14 protein-coding genes are annotated in these 14,660 nt (G+C 70.5%); 13 read left to right on the forward strand and 1 reads right to left on the reverse strand.

Features of this window, described 5'->3' with window-relative positions:
• The first annotated feature begins 157 nt into the window (after positions 1-157).
• Complete coding sequence (prcB, locus tag A6P39_RS32745; protein WP_067050529.1) at positions 158-1,003, forward strand: proteasome subunit beta; 846 nt, start codon at positions 158-160, stop codon at positions 1,001-1,003.
• 63 nt (positions 1,004-1,066) lie between these two features.
• Complete coding sequence (gene prcA, locus A6P39_RS32750; protein WP_067050526.1) at positions 1,067-1,822, forward strand: proteasome subunit alpha; 756 nt, start codon at positions 1,067-1,069, stop codon at positions 1,820-1,822.
• Positions 1,823-1,921: 99 nt separating this feature from the next.
• On the opposite strand, the gene A6P39_RS32755 is transcribed toward prcA, so the two are convergent.
• Positions 1,922-2,959, reverse strand: a complete 1,038-nt coding sequence (locus A6P39_RS32755; RefSeq protein WP_067050523.1) for a LacI family DNA-binding transcriptional regulator — start codon at positions 2,957-2,959, stop codon at positions 1,922-1,924.
• Between the two features lie 133 nt (positions 2,960-3,092).
• On the opposite strand from A6P39_RS32755, the gene A6P39_RS32760 reads away from it, so the two are divergent.
• The 11 genes from A6P39_RS32760 to A6P39_RS32810 all read left to right on the forward strand — a co-directional run bounded on the left by A6P39_RS32760 (position 3,093) and on the right by A6P39_RS32810 (position 14,642).
• Positions 3,093-4,352 (forward strand): MFS transporter, encoded by a 1,260-nt coding sequence (locus A6P39_RS32760; RefSeq protein ID WP_067050520.1) that lies wholly within the window; start codon positions 3,093-3,095, stop codon positions 4,350-4,352.
• A 9-nt stretch (positions 4,353-4,361) separates the two neighbouring features.
• Positions 4,362-5,723 carry a Pup--protein ligase gene (gene pafA, locus A6P39_RS32765; protein ID WP_067050517.1) on the forward strand — a complete coding sequence of 454 codons (1,362 nt, stop codon included), beginning with the start codon at positions 4,362-4,364 and terminating at the stop codon, positions 5,721-5,723.
• Between the two features lie 143 nt (positions 5,724-5,866).
• Positions 5,867-6,871 (forward strand): FKBP-type peptidyl-prolyl cis-trans isomerase, encoded by a 1,005-nt coding sequence (locus A6P39_RS32770; protein ID WP_067050514.1) that lies wholly within the window; start codon positions 5,867-5,869, stop codon positions 6,869-6,871.
• Between the two features lie 84 nt (positions 6,872-6,955).
• Positions 6,956-7,327: an FKBP-type peptidyl-prolyl cis-trans isomerase gene (locus tag A6P39_RS32775; protein ID WP_067050697.1), complete on the forward strand. Its 372-nt coding sequence runs from the start codon at positions 6,956-6,958 to the stop codon at positions 7,325-7,327.
• A gap of 169 nt (positions 7,328-7,496) precedes the next feature.
• Positions 7,497-8,522: a helix-turn-helix transcriptional regulator gene (locus A6P39_RS32780; RefSeq protein WP_067050511.1), complete on the forward strand. Its 1,026-nt coding sequence runs from the start codon at positions 7,497-7,499 to the stop codon at positions 8,520-8,522.
• A gap of 14 nt (positions 8,523-8,536) precedes the next feature.
• Positions 8,537-9,541 carry a helix-turn-helix transcriptional regulator gene (locus A6P39_RS32785; protein ID WP_067050508.1) on the forward strand — a complete coding sequence of 335 codons (1,005 nt, stop codon included), beginning with the start codon at positions 8,537-8,539 and terminating at the stop codon, positions 9,539-9,541.
• Positions 9,542-9,706: 165 nt separating this feature from the next.
• The gene (locus tag A6P39_RS32790; RefSeq protein WP_107304432.1) at positions 9,707-9,967 is read left to right on the forward strand and encodes a hypothetical protein; all 261 of its coding nucleotides are present in this window, start codon (positions 9,707-9,709) and stop codon (positions 9,965-9,967) included.
• 42 nt (positions 9,968-10,009) lie between these two features.
• On the forward strand, positions 10,010-10,204 hold the full coding sequence (locus A6P39_RS32795) for a hypothetical protein (RefSeq protein ID WP_067050694.1): 195 nt from the start codon (positions 10,010-10,012) through the stop codon (positions 10,202-10,204).
• 240 nt (positions 10,205-10,444) lie between these two features.
• Positions 10,445-10,729, forward strand: a complete 285-nt coding sequence (gene tatA, locus A6P39_RS32800) for a Sec-independent protein translocase subunit TatA (RefSeq protein WP_067050502.1) — start codon at positions 10,445-10,447, stop codon at positions 10,727-10,729.
• Between the two features lie 47 nt (positions 10,730-10,776).
• The gene (gene tatC / locus A6P39_RS32805; RefSeq protein WP_275883928.1) at positions 10,777-11,706 is read left to right on the forward strand and encodes a twin-arginine translocase subunit TatC; all 930 of its coding nucleotides are present in this window, start codon (positions 10,777-10,779) and stop codon (positions 11,704-11,706) included.
• A gap of 83 nt (positions 11,707-11,789) precedes the next feature.
• Positions 11,790-14,642, forward strand: coding sequence for a DEAD/DEAH box helicase (locus tag A6P39_RS32810; RefSeq protein ID WP_067046092.1), 2,853 nt, complete (start codon positions 11,790-11,792; stop codon positions 14,640-14,642).
• The last annotated feature ends 18 nt before the right edge of the window (positions 14,643-14,660 follow it).

Genomic DNA, 14,660 nt, shown 5'->3' on the forward strand with positions numbered 1-14,660 from the left:
GAGTGGCCGATGAGTGGACGACGGAGAGCTGCTCGCGGACGGACAAGTCCGGGCCGCGAGCAGTCTTCGTTTCCGGTACCTGTTCCGGCCGGGCAGGTGGATCACCGCCACCACCCGGGTAGGGTCCGTGGCATATCGCTTACTTGGAAGGAAACTTGTGGAAGCCAATACTCGTGGCACCGGGCGTCTACCAGCTGCCTTCCTGACGCCAGGCTCTTCTTCGTTCATGGACTTCCTCTCCGAGCACCAGCCCGAGCTGCTGCCCGGCAACAGGCAGCTGCCGCCCACACAGGGCGTGCTCGAGGCGCCGCACGGCACCACGATCGTGGCCGTGACGTTCCCGGGGGGCGTGGTGCTCGCCGGTGACCGCCGGGCGACCATGGGCAACGTCATCGCGCAGCGGGACATCGAGAAGGTCTTCCCGGCGGACGAGTACTCGGCGGTCGGCATCGCCGGCACCGCCGGTCTGGCCGTCGAGATGGTCAAGCTCTTCCAGCTGGAGCTGGAGCACTTCGAGAAGGTCGAGGGCGCCCAGCTGTCCCTGGAGGGCAAGGCGAACCGGCTGTCGACGATGATCCGCTCCAACCTCGGCATGGCCATGCAGGGCCTGGCCGTGGTCCCGCTCTTCGCCGGATACGACGTGGACCGCGAGAAGGGACGCATCTTCTCCTACGACGTCACGGGCGGCCGCAGCGAGGAGCACAACTTCGCGGCGACCGGCTCCGGCTCGATCTTCGCGCGCGGTGCGATGAAGAAGCTCTTCCGTGACGACCTGACCGAGGAGCAGGCCACCACGCTGGTGGTCCAGGCCCTCTATGACGCGGCAGACGACGACTCGGCGACCGGTGGTCCCGATGTCGCCCGCCGGATCTACCCGATCATCACCGTGATCACCGAGGACGGCTTCCGCCGGCTCACCGGGGACGAGTCCTCCGAACTCTCCCGCGCGGTGCTCCAGCGCCGCCTGGAGGAGCCCGACGGCCCCAAGGCCGCCCTGCTCTGAGCGCCGGCCCCGGCTTCTTACCAAGGCGATCCAGTGACCATGACAGAAAGGGACGGATAACCGGTGTCGACGCCGTTCTATGTCTCACCCCAGCAGGCCATGGCCGACCGCGCGGAGTACGCCCGCAAGGGCATCGCCCGCGGCCGCAGCCTGGTCGTGCTCCAGTACGCCGACGGCATCGTGTTCGTCGGCGAGAACCCGTCCCGCGCGCTGCACAAGTTCAGCGAGATCTACGACCGGATCGGCTTCGCGGCCGCCGGCAAGTACAACGAGTACGAGAACCTCCGCATCGGCGGTGTCCGCTACGCCGACCTGCGCGGTTACACCTACGACCGGGACGACGTCACGGCCCGCGGTCTCGCCAACGTCTACGCCCAGACGCTGGGCACGATCTTCTCCTCGGCGGCCGAGAAGCCGTACGAGGTGGAGCTGGTCGTGGCGGAGGTGGGCGAGACCCCCGAGGGCGACCAGATCTACCGGCTGCCGCACGACGGCTCGATCGTGGACGAGCACGGCTCGGTCGCGGTCGGCGGGAACGCGGAGCAGATCAGCACCTACCTGGACCGTGAGCACCGGGACGCCATGCCCCTGGCCGAGGCGCTGCGGCTCGCCGTACAGGCCCTGTCCCGCGAGTCCAGCGGCAGCCAGCGGGAGATCCCCGCCGAGCGCCTGGAGGTCGCGGTGCTGGACCGCACGCGCCCGCAGAAGCGCAAGTTCAAGCGCATCGTCGGCCGTCAGCTCGCCCGCCTGCTGGAGGCGGGGGGCGCGGCCACCGAGGCGGAGAGTGCCGAGGAGTCCGAGCAGTCCGAGGACGAGTAGTCCGCCGCCCCTCCCGCTCGTGTGTGCCCCGGCAGCCGTCCTGACCGGGGCACACCCGTGTCCGGGCGCGCCGGGCGGCCGCGCCCCGGACGCGGACTCCTACGGCGCCCCGGGCGGTGCCTGGCGGCCCGGTGGCGGCGCCGTGGATCCCCGGACGACCAGTTCTACGGGGATGTCACCGCTCTCGGGTGTCCGGTCCTCCAGGACGGCCAGCAGGGCCCGCATGCCGCGCTCGCCGAACAGCTCGGCGTCCAGTCGTACGGTCGTCAGCTCCGGGTCGAGGGCCGTGGCCAGGCCGAGGTCGTCGACGCCGGTGACCGAGATGTCGTCCGGGACGCGCAGGCCGAGGCGGCGCACGGCCTTGTAGGCACCGGCGGCGAGTTTGTCGTCGTCGCAGACCACGGCGGTGGGGCGGGGGCCGGGCGCGGTGAGCGCGGCCTCGGCGGCGGACAGGGCGCCCTCGATGGAGATGGGCGCGCGGGCGGTGCGGACCTCCGTGCCGGGCACGGCCGCCATGCGTGCGGCCAGCTCCCGCGCGCGCAGCTCGAAGGTCCAGGACGGCACATCGGCAGCCAGGTGCAGCACCCGGCGGTGTCCGAGGCCCAGCAGATGGCCGGTGACCTGGCGGATGCCGTCGGCGATGTCCAGGTTGACGGTGGCCGCGCCGAGACTGCCCCGGGGGTCGCTGTCGAGCATGACGAGGGGGAGCTGGTCGCCGCGGATCGTGGTGAGGGCGTCGGCGGCCATGGAGGAGGCGATGACGCCGTCCAGGGCGGCCTGTGCGGAGGCGAAGGGGTCGCGGGCGGGGCCGATGCCCTCGGGGGAGGGGTAGAGCACGACGCCGAAGCCGTTCTCCGCCGCCACGCGCGCGGCGCCCGTGTACACACCGGCGAAGAACTCCGTCGTCAGGGCCGGGACGACCAGCAGGACCGTGCGGGTGCGGCCGAGGCGGAGGTTGCGGGCGGCGAGGTTGGGCCGGTAGCCGAGGTCGCGTGCGGCCTCGCGGACGCGCTCGGCGGTGGCCTCGGAGACCCGGCCGCGCCACTTGTCGCCGAGTACGAGCGAGACGGCGGCCTGCGAGACCCCGGCCGCCTGGGCCACGTCACGGCTGGTCGGGCGGGTGCTGCTGTGTGCCACCGCGGGCCTGCTCCCCTCGTGCGGATCGTTCGCCTGGACTGTGAACAGCCCACATGGTACGTATGAGCGGAGAAGTTATACGTAACACGTCGGGTCGTAGAGGCGCCCCGGGCGACCCAACGGAGGGCGGGACATGGCCACGGGATACCTGGAGATACTCCGGGCGCGGCACGCACTGCGGCTGCTCACCGGCACTCTGGTGGGCCGGCTGCCCAACGCGACCGCCGCGATCGCCATGGTGCTGTTCGTCCGTGCCCAGGGCGGCACCTACAGCCTCGCGGGCGCCCTCGCGGCCGTCTACGGAGTCGCCAACGCCGTCGGCCAGCCGCTCCTCGGCCGGCTCGTCGACCTGCACGGCCAGCCGCGCGTCCAGCTGCCCGCGGCGGTCCTCGCGGCCCTGTCCATGACCGCCTTCGCCTTCTGCGGCATCGACCCGCTGCCGCTCGCCTACGCCGCCGTCGCCGCGGCCGGACTGTTCGCCCCGCCGCTGGAGGGCGGCCTGCGCGCCCTGTGGCCGTCCGTGGTGCGCGGCGAGGAGCAGGTGCACACCGCGTACGCCATGGACGCGATCGCGCAGGAGGTGATGTTCACCGTCGGGCCGCTGCTGGTGACCCTGTGCGTGTCCCTGTGGGACGAGCGCGCCGCCCTGCTGGTGCTCAACGTCCTCGGTGTGCTCGGCGCGCTCTGCGTGGTCCTCTCGCCGCCCTCGCGCGCGTGGCGCTCCGGCCCCCGCGAGGCGCACTGGCTCGGCGCCCTGCGCTCGCCCGGCCTGCTCGTCCTGCTCGGCGTCTTCCTGTTCGTCGGCATCGCGCTCGGCTCCATCACGGTCGCGTCGGTGTCGTACGCCGACGGGCACGGCGGCGACGCGGTCTACGGCTGGATGATGGCCGGGATCGGCCTCGGCGCGCTCGTCGGCGGCACCGTCTACGGCGCCCGCCGGTGGGCCGGTGCGCCCGAGCGGCGACTGCGGTTCCTGGTGGCGCTTCTGGCGGTGTGTTACCTGCCGCTGACGCTGGTGCCGGGCGCGGTGCCCATGGTGCTGCTCACGGTGCTCGCCGGGGTGTTCCTCGCGCCCTGCATCGCCTGCGCGTTCATCGTCGTGGACCGGCACGCGCCGAGCGGGACCGTCACCGAGGCGTTCTCCTGGCTCGTGACGACGTTCACCGTGGGCGCCTCGGTCGGAACGGGCCTCGCCGGCCCCGTGGTCCAGGCCGGCGGCACGCAGTGGGGCTTCGCGGTTCCCGGTGCCGCCGGGGCCGTGTCGCTGCTGGTCCTTTTCGCCACCGGACGGGTCCTCGCAGCTCCCGCGCGGGGCGGGGTCGTTGCGGCTTCATCGGAAAATGATCCAAATCGTGCCGTCGAACCCCGTTTCAGCTCGGAGGATCGGGCGTAATGTTCAGTCATGGACCGCCGCATTTTCGGGCTGGAGAACGAGTACGGCGTCACGTGCACGTTCAGGGGACAGCGGCGCCTGTCTCCTGACGAGGTGGCGCGGTACCTCTTCCGCCGTGTCGTGTCATGGGGCCGCAGCAGCAATGTCTTTCTGCGAAACGGCGCCCGGCTCTATCTCGACGTGGGCTCACATCCGGAATACGCGACACCCGAATGTGACAACGTGATCGAACTGGTCACCCACGACAAGGCCGGCGAGCGCATTCTCGAAGGACTCCTGGTGGACGCGGAACGACGCCTGCACGAGGAGGGAATCGCAGGCGACGTCTACCTCTTCAAGAACAACACCGACTCGGCGGGCAACTCCTACGGCTGCCACGAGAACTATCTGGTGGCGCGCCACGGCGAGTTCTCCCGGCTCGCGGACATCCTCATCCCCTTCCTGGTCACCCGGCAGCTGCTGTGCGGTGCCGGCAAGGTGCTGCAGACGCCGCGCGGCGCCGTGTACTGCGTCAGCCAGCGCGCCGAGCACATCTGGGAGGGCGTCTCCTCGGCGACGACCCGCTCGAGGCCCATCATCAACACCCGTGACGAACCGCACGCGGACGCCGAGCGCTACCGCCGGCTGCATGTGATCGTCGGAGACTCCAACATGTCCGAGACGACCATGCTGCTCAAGGTCGGCGCCACCGACCTGGTGCTGCGCATGATCGAGGCGGGCACCGTGATGCGCGACCTGACCCTGGAGAACCCGATCCGGGCGATCCGCGAGGTCAGCCACGACATCACCGGCCGCCGCAAGGTGCGCCTGGCCAGCGGCCGGGAGGCCTCCGCCCTCGAGGTGCAGCGCGAGTACTTCGACAAGGCCGTGGACTTCTGCGACCGCCGCGGCATCCGCACCGGCACGGTCGCGCAGGTCCTGGAGCTGTGGGGCCGCACCCTCGACGCGATCGAGACCGAGGAACTGGACCGGATCGCCACCGAGATCGACTGGGTCATGAAGTACAAGCTCATCGAGCGGTACCGGGCCAAGCACAACATGACCATGTCCCACCCGCGGGTCGCGCAGATAGACCTCGCCTACCACGACATCCACCGCCGTCGTGGCCTGTACTACCTGCTGGAGAAGAAGGGCCAAGCCACCCGGATCTGCAACGACTTGAAGATCTTCGAGGGCAAGTCGGTGCCCCCGCAGACCACTCGGGCGCGCCTGCGCGGCGACTTCATCCGCAGGGCACAGGAACAGCGCAGGGACTTCACCGTCGACTGGGTCCACCTCAAGCTCAACGACCAGGCCCAACGGACCGTGTTGTGCAAGGACCCGTTCCGTTCGGTGGACGACCGGGTGGAGAAGCTGATCGCCGGAATGTAGCGAAAAGCGTGTGAGTCAAGCGTTTCCGTACCGAAATGCCGGAACGCCACACGGGCGTCGTACGTTTCCCGTACGGCGCCCTTCTCGCGTCGTAGAGTTGCGCGCACGCCAACCACAAGATCGACCGATTACGAGGCCCTTCCGTGCGCCGACGCTCACTCCTCCTCGCCGCCGTACCCGCAGGACTGGTCACCCTCTCCGCGTGCGGTGACAACAAGTCCGAGTCCAGCAAGGCCAGTGTCTCGCCGTCGCCCTCGGTGTCCACGACGCCTCCGCCGAAGATCGTGGAAGGACCGCTGCCGGCGATCACGGCGGGCACGAAGTTCGGCGAGAAGCCGACCGTGGCCAAGGGCACGGGCGAGCCGTCGAAGAACCTGGCGGTCAGGACGGTGATCGCGGGCACCGGCCGCACCGTCGCCGAGAACGACTTCATCCGGGCCAACTACCTGGGCCAGATCTGGGACACGGCCAAGGTCTTCGACAACTCCTACGACCGCAAGAGTCCGCTGGTGATGCAGCTCGCCCGGGGCAGCATCATCGACGGCTGGCTCTACGCGCTCACGGGCAAGAAGACCGGAAGCCGCATCGAGATCGCCGTGCCGCCGGACCTGGGCTACGGCAAGTCGGGCAACGCGCAGGCGGGCATCAAGGGCACCGACACGCTGGTGTTCGTCATCGACCTGATCGACTCCTTCAACTCCAAGAGTTCCGCCAAGGGCAAGGAGGTCCCGCAGACCGACGTGGCCCTGCCGAAGGTGGCCACCAACACCGACGGCAACGTCCCCAAGGTCACGATCCCCGGGACGAACCCGCCGAAGAAGCTCGTCTCGGAGTATGTGCTGGAGGGCGACGGCGACCAGCTGAAGGCCGACCAGACGGTCCTGTGCCAGTTCCAGGGCCTGGTCTGGGACGGTGGCAAAACCTTCCAGCGCACGTACGGCTCGGGCCGGCTCAGCCAGTTCTCGCTCCAGCAGATGCAGCAGGCGGTCAAGGGCCTGGCCGAGGGCCTGACCGGCAAGAAGGTCGGCAGCCGGGTGCTGATCGTCGTCCCGCCGGAGCTGGGCTACGGCAACACCCCGCCGAGCGGCGGCGTCATCAAGAAGGGCTCCACCCTCGTGTTCACGGTGGACATCCTCGCGGCGATGTAGTGCCCGGTGCCCGCGGCGGGCGCACGGGCCGCGAGGATGAAAGACTGTCCGCGTTTCATGACGTACACAAGCAGGAGCTTCGACGTGAACAACGACAAGCCCGAGATCGACTTCCCGGGCGGCGAGCCCCCGGCGGACCTCGAGATCAAGGACATCTGGGAGGGTGACGGGGAGGTCGCGAAGGCGGGCCAGACCGTCACCGTCCACTACGTGGGCGTCGCCTTCAGCACCGGCGAGGAGTTCGACGCCAGCTGGAACCGCGGCACCCCGTTCCGCTTCCCGCTGGGCGGCGGCCGTGTGATCCAGGGCTGGGACCTGGGCGTGCAGGGCATGAAGGTCGGCGGCCGTCGCCAGCTGACCATCCCGGCCCACCTCGCCTACGGCGACCAGAGCCCGACCCCGGCGATCAAGCCCGGTGAGACCCTGATCTTCGTGGTGGACCTCCTCGCCGTCTGATCGTGTCCGTTCCCGTTGGATCGACCCCTGAACCGGTGGCCTGATCCGACCGGATCCGATCACCTGGGGCCCATGCCCGTGCGGGCGTGGGCCCTCGGCTTTTGTCCCCGTGCCCAGGAGCGGTACGGTCGTCGGTCGGAAGCATGAAAAGGGGAGGCGAAGGGCGTCGATGGCCATTGCCAAGGCCGAGCGGCTGATGAACCTGGCGCTGTGTCTGCTCGGGGCGCGGCGGCCGCTCAGCAAGCGTGAGCTGCGGGACTCCATCGAGGCTTACGTCGAGGCCGCCAGGCCGGGAGGAGGGGCGGCCGCCAGGCCGGGGGGAGGGCCGGCCGCCAGGCCGGACAAGGGTGCTTCGGGCGGTGACGACTCCTTCAACAGGATGTTCGAGCGGGACAAGGACGACCTGCGCGAGCTGGGCCTGGTCATCGAGACGGTGGAGAACCTCGACGGCGAGGTCGGGTACCTCGCCCGCCGTGACAGCAACCGCCTGCCCCCGATCACCCTGGACGCCGAGGAGGCCGCTGCTCTCGGCCTGGCCGCCAAGGTGTGGCAGCAGGCCCGGCTCGCCGGTGCCGCCAGTGGCGCCCTGCAGAAGCTGCGCGCCGCGGGGCTCCCTGAGGACGTCGACCCGTACGAGGCGCACGGCGCCCTGGAACCCCGTATCCCGGTGCACGAGGCCGCCTTCGAGCCGCTGATGCTGGCCTGCCGCGACCGCCGCCCGGTCGTCTTCGATTACCGCAAGGCCTCCGCCGCCCGCCCCGAGCCCCGGCATGTGGAGCCCTGGGCGCTGGAGTGCTGGCGCGGGCACTGGTACCTGGCCGGTTTCGACCGTGACCGGGGTGCGGAGCGCGTCTTCCGGCTGTCGCGGATCACCGGCAAGGTCCGCTCGCGCGGCACGGGCTTCACCGCTGCCGTGCCCGACGTCGTCACCGTGCGGGAGACCGTCGCCGGCTGGGCGGGCGAGATCGCCGACCGCTCGGCGCTGATCCGGCTGCGCTCCGGTTCCGGGTACCCGCTTCGGGCGAAGGCCACCAAGGTCCGGGAACTCGGCGACGGCTGGGACGAGTTGGAGATTCCGTACGGGCACGGTCTGGACGCCTGGCTGGTCGAGTTCGGGCCGGACGTGGTGGTCCTGGAGCCGGCCGAGCTGCGCGCGGACGTGGTGGACCGGCTGCGTGCCGTGGCCAAGGGCTGAAGGGAAGCGCAACCATGGCAGGCAAACCGGCCAGGCCCGTGAACGCCATCGACCAGACCCGGCGGATGCTCTCGCTCGTCACCTATCTGAGAGAGCGTCCCGGCGCGCGGATCGCGGACGTCGCCCGCGCCTTCGGCATCACCGAGGACGAGCTGGTCGCCGACCTCGATCTGCTCCCCATGTGCGGCACGAGCTTCCGCGGCGGCGACCTGCTGGACATCGACACCGACGGTGAGCGCATCTGGTGGCACAACCCCGCCGCGCTCGGCGAGGAGGCGGCCGAGCCGCTGCGGCTCGCCGCCGACGAGGCCACGGCCCTGCTGGTCGCCGCCCGTGCGGTCGCCACGCTGCCGGGTCTGCGCGAGGGCGATCGCCAGGCCCTGCTGCGGGCCACCGCCAAGGTGGAGGCCGCGGCCGGCGAGGCCGCCGGTGCCAGCTCCCGGCTGTCGGTGACCTTCGAGTCCGAGGGCGGTGTCTTCGCCGACGTCGACCGGGCGATCTCGGAGCGCCGCCGGCTGTGGATCCGCTACTACTCCCCGGCCCGCGACGAGGTCACCGAGCGCGAGATCGACCCCATCCGTCTCGTCAGCGTCGGACACACCTACGTCGAGGCGTGGTGCCGCCGCTCCGAGGCCCGGCGGACCTTCCGGCTCGACCGGGTCGCCGAGATCCGGATCCTGGACGCGCCGTCCGCGCCGCCCGAGATGGAGCTGCGCGACCTCTCCGAGGCCCTGGTGCAGCCGGCCGCCGAGGACCCGGAGGTCGTCGTGGAGGTCGGCCCGGGCGGCCGCTGGGTCGCCGAGTACTACCCGCACGACAGCGCCGATGAGCTTCCCGACGGCGGGCTGCGTATCACTTTGCGCACCCCCGATCCGGCTTCCCTGCGGCGTCTGGCGCTGCGACTCGGCGCGGATGGCCGGATCGTCTCCCCGCCGGAGCTGGCCGCGAGCGCCCGCGAGGCGGCCCGCGAGGCCTTGGCGGCGTACGACACAGGGCAGCCGGCCGGCGCCGGGCGGTGAGGCGCGCCCGGAGGGGCGCGGGGCTGTGTCGGACACGCGGCTCCGTTGCGTGGGAGCGACCAGCCACGACGGCGTCGCGGACGATCGACGGCGGTAGCGGAGTGTTCGGTGCCGGCGAACGACCAGACAAGAGGAGCGAGGCCTGTGAGCGAGCGTGCGGGTGAGATGACGGTGGCGGCCGCCTTCGCCGGGATGAGGAGAGCGGCCCCCGTCGTGTTCAAGGCGGGCTGCCCGGACTGCCGGGGCCGCTTCGAACTCGCCGCGAGCGCGCTGCGCCTCGCCATCGGCGGGTCCAGCCGGACCACGTTCTACTCCTTCACCTGCCCCGACTGCGGCGTGGCCGTCCGCAAGCCCGCGGGGGAGCGCATCGTCGAACTGCTCACCGGCGGCGGGGTCAGGACCCTGCGGCTGCACTCCACGGTGTAGGTGGTCGCGGCGTGCGGGCGGGGACGGACTAGTCTCGGCGTCATGTTCTGGCCGATGTTCGCGGTAGCGGTGGGTTTCCTTGGTCTCGCGGTTCTGGGGGTGCTCGCCGTCCGGGTCTTCCTGGAGGCGCGGCGCCTCGGCGAGCAGGTCGCGGACTCCGCCCGTCGTATCAACAGGGCGGCCGAGGACCTGGAGCGGGCCGCGGTCAGTGCGGCCGGCGCTGCGGAGGCCCTGTAGATGCGCCGGCCCGTGCCCTTTGGGCCACTTCGCCCTGTCACCCTGCCGGTCCGGCCGGGTACGCTGCTGGTCGCGGCCCGGAAATCGAGGCGCGGTCCGCAGAGGGAGCGGGAGTACGCACGGGGATTGTCCTACGTTCACCCCCGGGCGATACGATCGCTGCCAGCACGATGGTCAGACACTTGTCCGACCGGTCGGACATGCTCCCGCCGCCCCGCCTCAGTGAGAAGGTGAAGACTTATGTTCCGCAACGCACTTGAGCCGTGGCACCTGGTGCTCCTGGTTCTGGTGATCGTCCTCGTGTTCGGATCCAAGAAGCTTCCGGACATGGCGCGCTCGCTCGGCAAGTCCGCGCGCATCCTGAAGAGCGAGGCCAAGGCGATGAAGGACGACGGCAAGCAGTCCACCACCTCCGCCCAGCCCGCCGAGGAGCAGTCCCCGGCTCAGCGCACGATCCAGGCGGCGCCCGGCGACGTGACCAGCTCCCGGCCGGTCAACGAGCCGACCGACACGACCCAGCGCTGACGCGAGGATCGGGGCACCCGGTCCGCTGCACGAGATGAGGATGTGGGTTGCTCAAGTCTGCCCGCAAGCAGGAGAGGGATCCCGAGGGGCGGATGCCGCTCGCGGATCACTTGCGTGAGCTGCGCAACCGGCTCGCGAAGGGTGTCCTGGCGATCGTCGTCGTCACGATCGTGGCCGCCTTCTTCTACCAGCACATCATCAACTTCATCACCGAGCCGCTCCTGCGCTCGGTGGGCTGCTCAGGCTCCTTCGGAGAGCTGGCGAAGACGAAGAACGTCCACTGCGCGCACCTCACGGTCAGTGGTCTGCTGACGCCCTTCACCCTGGCGCTCAAGGCCTCGCTGACCGCCGGTGTCGTCCTGGCGTCGCCGATCTGGCTCTACCAGCTGTGGGCGTTCGTCGCGCCCGGCCTGCACCGGCACGAGAAGAAGTACGCCTACGCGTTCGTCGGTTTCGGCGTCCCGCTCTTCCTGGGCGGAGGCTACCTCGCCTACCACGTGCTGCCCACCACGGCGAAGGTGATGATCGACCTCACGCCCAAGGGCGCGGAGAACCTGCTGCCGCTGGACAACATGCTCGACCTGGTCACGCGCATGATCGTGGTGTTCGGTCTCGCCTTCGAGATGCCGCTGCTGCTGGTCATGCTGAACCTCACCGGCATCCTGTCCGGCCGGCGCATGCTCGGCTGGTGGCGTGCCATGGTCGTCGGCATCGCCGCTTTCGCCGCCGTGGCCACGCCCGGTGCCGACCCGATCTCGATGCTGGCGCTGGCGACGCCGATCTGGGCGCTGTTCTTCATCGCCGTGGGCTTCTCACTGCTCAACGACCGGCGCCGGGCGCGCCTGGCGGGCAAGGGACCCGCGGACGACGAGGCGTCCGAGCTGGATCTCACCCCCGAGAGCATCGAGGAGCCGGAAGCCATTCCGGCGAGCCGGTCCGTGACCGACCAGGTGAACGGGTACGACGACATCACGTAGTTGCGCTGCGAGCACAAGCGGGACGAGCGATCCGGGGTCGCTCGTCCCGCTTGTGCGTATCCGCGTGCGACGGGCTTCGGATAATGATCGTCCGGTTGTCAGTGGGGCCCGGTACGCTCGAAAGCACGATGACAGAGGACCTCTCACCGGCCGAGCGGTACGCGGCAGCCCGCAGGCGGGCAGCCGAGCAGGCCACCGCGCTCGCGTCCTTCCGCGAGATGTACGACTTCGGCCTCGACCCCTTCCAGATCGAGGCCTGTGAGGCGCTCGAGGCGGGGAAGGGCGTGCTGGTGGCCGCCCCCACCGGCTCGGGCAAGACGATCGTGGGCGAGTTCGCCGTCCACCTCGCCCTGAAGCAGGGCAAGAAGTGCTTCTACACGACACCCATCAAGGCGTTGTCGAACCAGAAGTACGCCGACCTGTGCCGCCGCTACGGGGACGGCATGGTCGGCCTCCTCACCGGAGACAACAGCATCAACTCCGACGCCCCGGTGGTCGTGATGACCACCGAGGTGCTGCGGAACATGCTGTACGCCGGCTCCCAGACCCTGCTCGGCCTCGGCCATGTGGTCATGGACGAGGTGCACTACCTCTCCGACCGCTTCCGCGGCGCCGTCTGGGAGGAGGTGATCATCCACCTGCCCGAGTCGGTGACCCTGGTGTCACTGTCGGCGACCGTGTCCAACGCCGAGGAGTTCGGTGACTGGCTGGACACCGTCCGCGGCGACACCGAGGTGATCGTCTCCGAGCACCGGCCCGTGCCGCTGTTCCAGCACGTGCTCGCCGGGCGCCGGATGTACGACCTGTTCGAGGAGGGCGAGGGCCACAAGAAGGCCGTCAACCCCGACCTGGCCCGCCTGGCCCGTATGGAGGCCACCAGACCGTCGTACCAGGACCGCCGCCGCGGCCGGGCGATGCGCGAGGCCGACCGGGAGCGCGAGCGCAGGCAGCGCTCGCGGGTGTGGACCCCGGGCCGGCCCGAGGTCATCGAGCGGCTGGACTCCGAGGGTCTGCTCCCGGCCATCACCTTCATCTTCAGCCGCGCCGCCTGCGAGGCCGCCGTACAGCAGTGCCTGTACGCGGGCCTCAGGCTCAACGACGAGGAGGCGCGCGAGCAGGTCCGAGCCCTGGTCGAGGAGCGCACGGCCGCCATCCCGACCGAGGACCTGCACGTCCTTGGGTACTACGAGTGGCTGGAGGGCCTGGAGCGCGGTATCGCCGCCCATCACGCGGGCATGCTGCCGACCTTCAAGGAGGTCGTGGAGGAGCTGTTCGTGCGCGGCCTGGTCAAGGCCGTCTTCGCCACCGAGACCCTCGCCCTCGGCATCAACATGCCCGCACGCTCGGTGGTGCTGGAGAAGCTCGTCAAGTGGAACGGCGAGCAGCACGCCGACATCACGCCCGGCGAGTACACCCAGCTGACCGGCCGCGCCGGGCGCCGGGGCATCGACGTCGAGGGGCATGCGGTCGTCCTGTGGCAGCGCGGTATGAGCCCCGAGCACCTGGCCGGTCTCGCGGGCACGCGTACGTACCCGCTGCGCTCCAGCTTCAAGCCGTCGTACAACATGGCGGTCAACCTGGTCGAGCAGTTCGGCCGGCACCGCTCGCGCGAGCTGCTGGAAACCTCCTTCGCCCAGTTCCAGGCCGACAAGTCGGTCGTCGGGATCTCCCGCCAGGTCCAGCGCAACGAAGAGGGGCTCACGGGCTACAAGGAGTCGATGACCTGCCACCTCGGCGACTTCGAGGAGTACGCGCGCCTGCGCCGCGAACTGAAGGACCGCGAGACCGAGCTGGCCCGGCAGGGCGCCAGCGAGCGGCGCGCGGAGGCGGCCGTGGCCCTGGAGAAGCTCAAGCCGGGCGACGTCATCCACGTGCCGGCCGGCAAGTACGCGGGCCTCGCGCTGGTGCTGGACCCGGGGCTGCCGGCCGGCCGCGCCACCGGCCACCGCGGCTTCGACCACCACGACGGCCCGCGCCCGCTGGTGCTCACAGCCGAACGGCAGGTCAAGCGGCTGGCGTCGATGGACTTCCCGGTGCCGGTCGAGCCGCTGGACCGGATGCGGATCCCGAAGAGCTTCAACCCGCGTTCGCCGCAGTCCCGTCGGGACCTCGCCTCGGCGCTGCGCAGCAAGGCCGGGCACATCCCGCCGGAGCGGGCCCGCAAGAAGCGCTCGCAGGCCGCCGACGACCGCGAGATCGCCCGGCTGCGCACCGCGATCCGCGCGCATCCCTGCCACGGCTGCAACGACCGTGAGGACCACGCCCGTTGGGCCGAGCGCTACCACCGGCTGCTGCGCGACACCTCGCAGCTGGAGCGCCGCATCGAGGGTCGTACGAACACCATCGCGCGGACCTTCGACCGGATCGTGGCCCTGCTGACCGAGCTGGACTACCTGCGCGGCGACGAAGTCACCGAGCACGGCAAGCGCCTCGCCCGGCTGTACGGCGAACTGGACCTGCTGGCCAGCGAATGTCTGCGCGAGGGCGTCTGGGAGGGTCTCGGCCCGGCCGAACTGGCCGCATGCGTCTCGGCGTTGGTGTACGAGGCGCGGGTGGGCGACGACGCGATGGCGCCCAAGCTGCCCTCGGGCAAGGCGAAGGCCGCGCTCGGTGAGATGGTCCGGATCTGGGGCCGGCTCGACGGTCTGGAGGAGGAGTTCCGGATCAACCAGACCGAGGGCGTCGGACAGCGCGAGCCGGATCTCGGCTTCGCCTGGGCCGCGTACATGTGGGCTTCCGGGAAGGGGCTCGACGAGGTGCTGCGCGAGGCGGAGATGCCCGCCGGTGACTTCGTGCGGTGGTGCAAGCAGGTGATCGACGTGCTCGGCCAGATCTCCGCGGCTTCTCCTGCGGAGGGCTCGACCGTGGCCAAGGTCGCGCGCAAGGCCGTTGATCAATTGCTGCGGGGTGTGGTCGCCTACTCGTCCGTGGGATGACCTTCCCGGTGAACTGAA

The sequence above is a fragment of the Streptomyces sp. FXJ1.172 genome (assembly GCF_001636945.3).
Taxonomy (GTDB): Bacteria; Actinomycetota; Actinomycetes; order Streptomycetales; family Streptomycetaceae; genus Streptomyces.

What these genes read in the sequence shown, in the direction of transcription:
- A6P39_RS32760 (WP_067050520.1), top strand. Translation starts at nt 3,093, where the DNA reads ATGGCCACGGGATACCTGGAGATACTCCGGGCGCGGCACGCACTGCGG.
- A6P39_RS32790 (WP_107304432.1), top strand. Translation starts at nt 9,707, where the DNA reads ATGACGGTGGCGGCCGCCTTCGCCGGGATGAGGAGAGCGGCCCCCGTC.
- pafA (WP_067050517.1), top strand. Translation starts at nt 4,362, where the DNA reads ATGGACCGCCGCATTTTCGGGCTGGAGAACGAGTACGGCGTCACGTGC.
- A6P39_RS32795 (WP_067050694.1), top strand. Translation starts at nt 10,010, where the DNA reads ATGTTCTGGCCGATGTTCGCGGTAGCGGTGGGTTTCCTTGGTCTCGCG.
- tatA (WP_067050502.1), top strand. Translation starts at nt 10,445, where the DNA reads ATGTTCCGCAACGCACTTGAGCCGTGGCACCTGGTGCTCCTGGTTCTG.
- A6P39_RS32785 (WP_067050508.1), top strand. Translation starts at nt 8,537, where the DNA reads ATGGCAGGCAAACCGGCCAGGCCCGTGAACGCCATCGACCAGACCCGG.
- A6P39_RS32810 (WP_067046092.1), top strand. Translation starts at nt 11,790, where the DNA reads ATGATCGTCCGGTTGTCAGTGGGGCCCGGTACGCTCGAAAGCACGATG.
- A6P39_RS32780 (WP_067050511.1), top strand. Translation starts at nt 7,497, where the DNA reads ATGGCCATTGCCAAGGCCGAGCGGCTGATGAACCTGGCGCTGTGTCTG.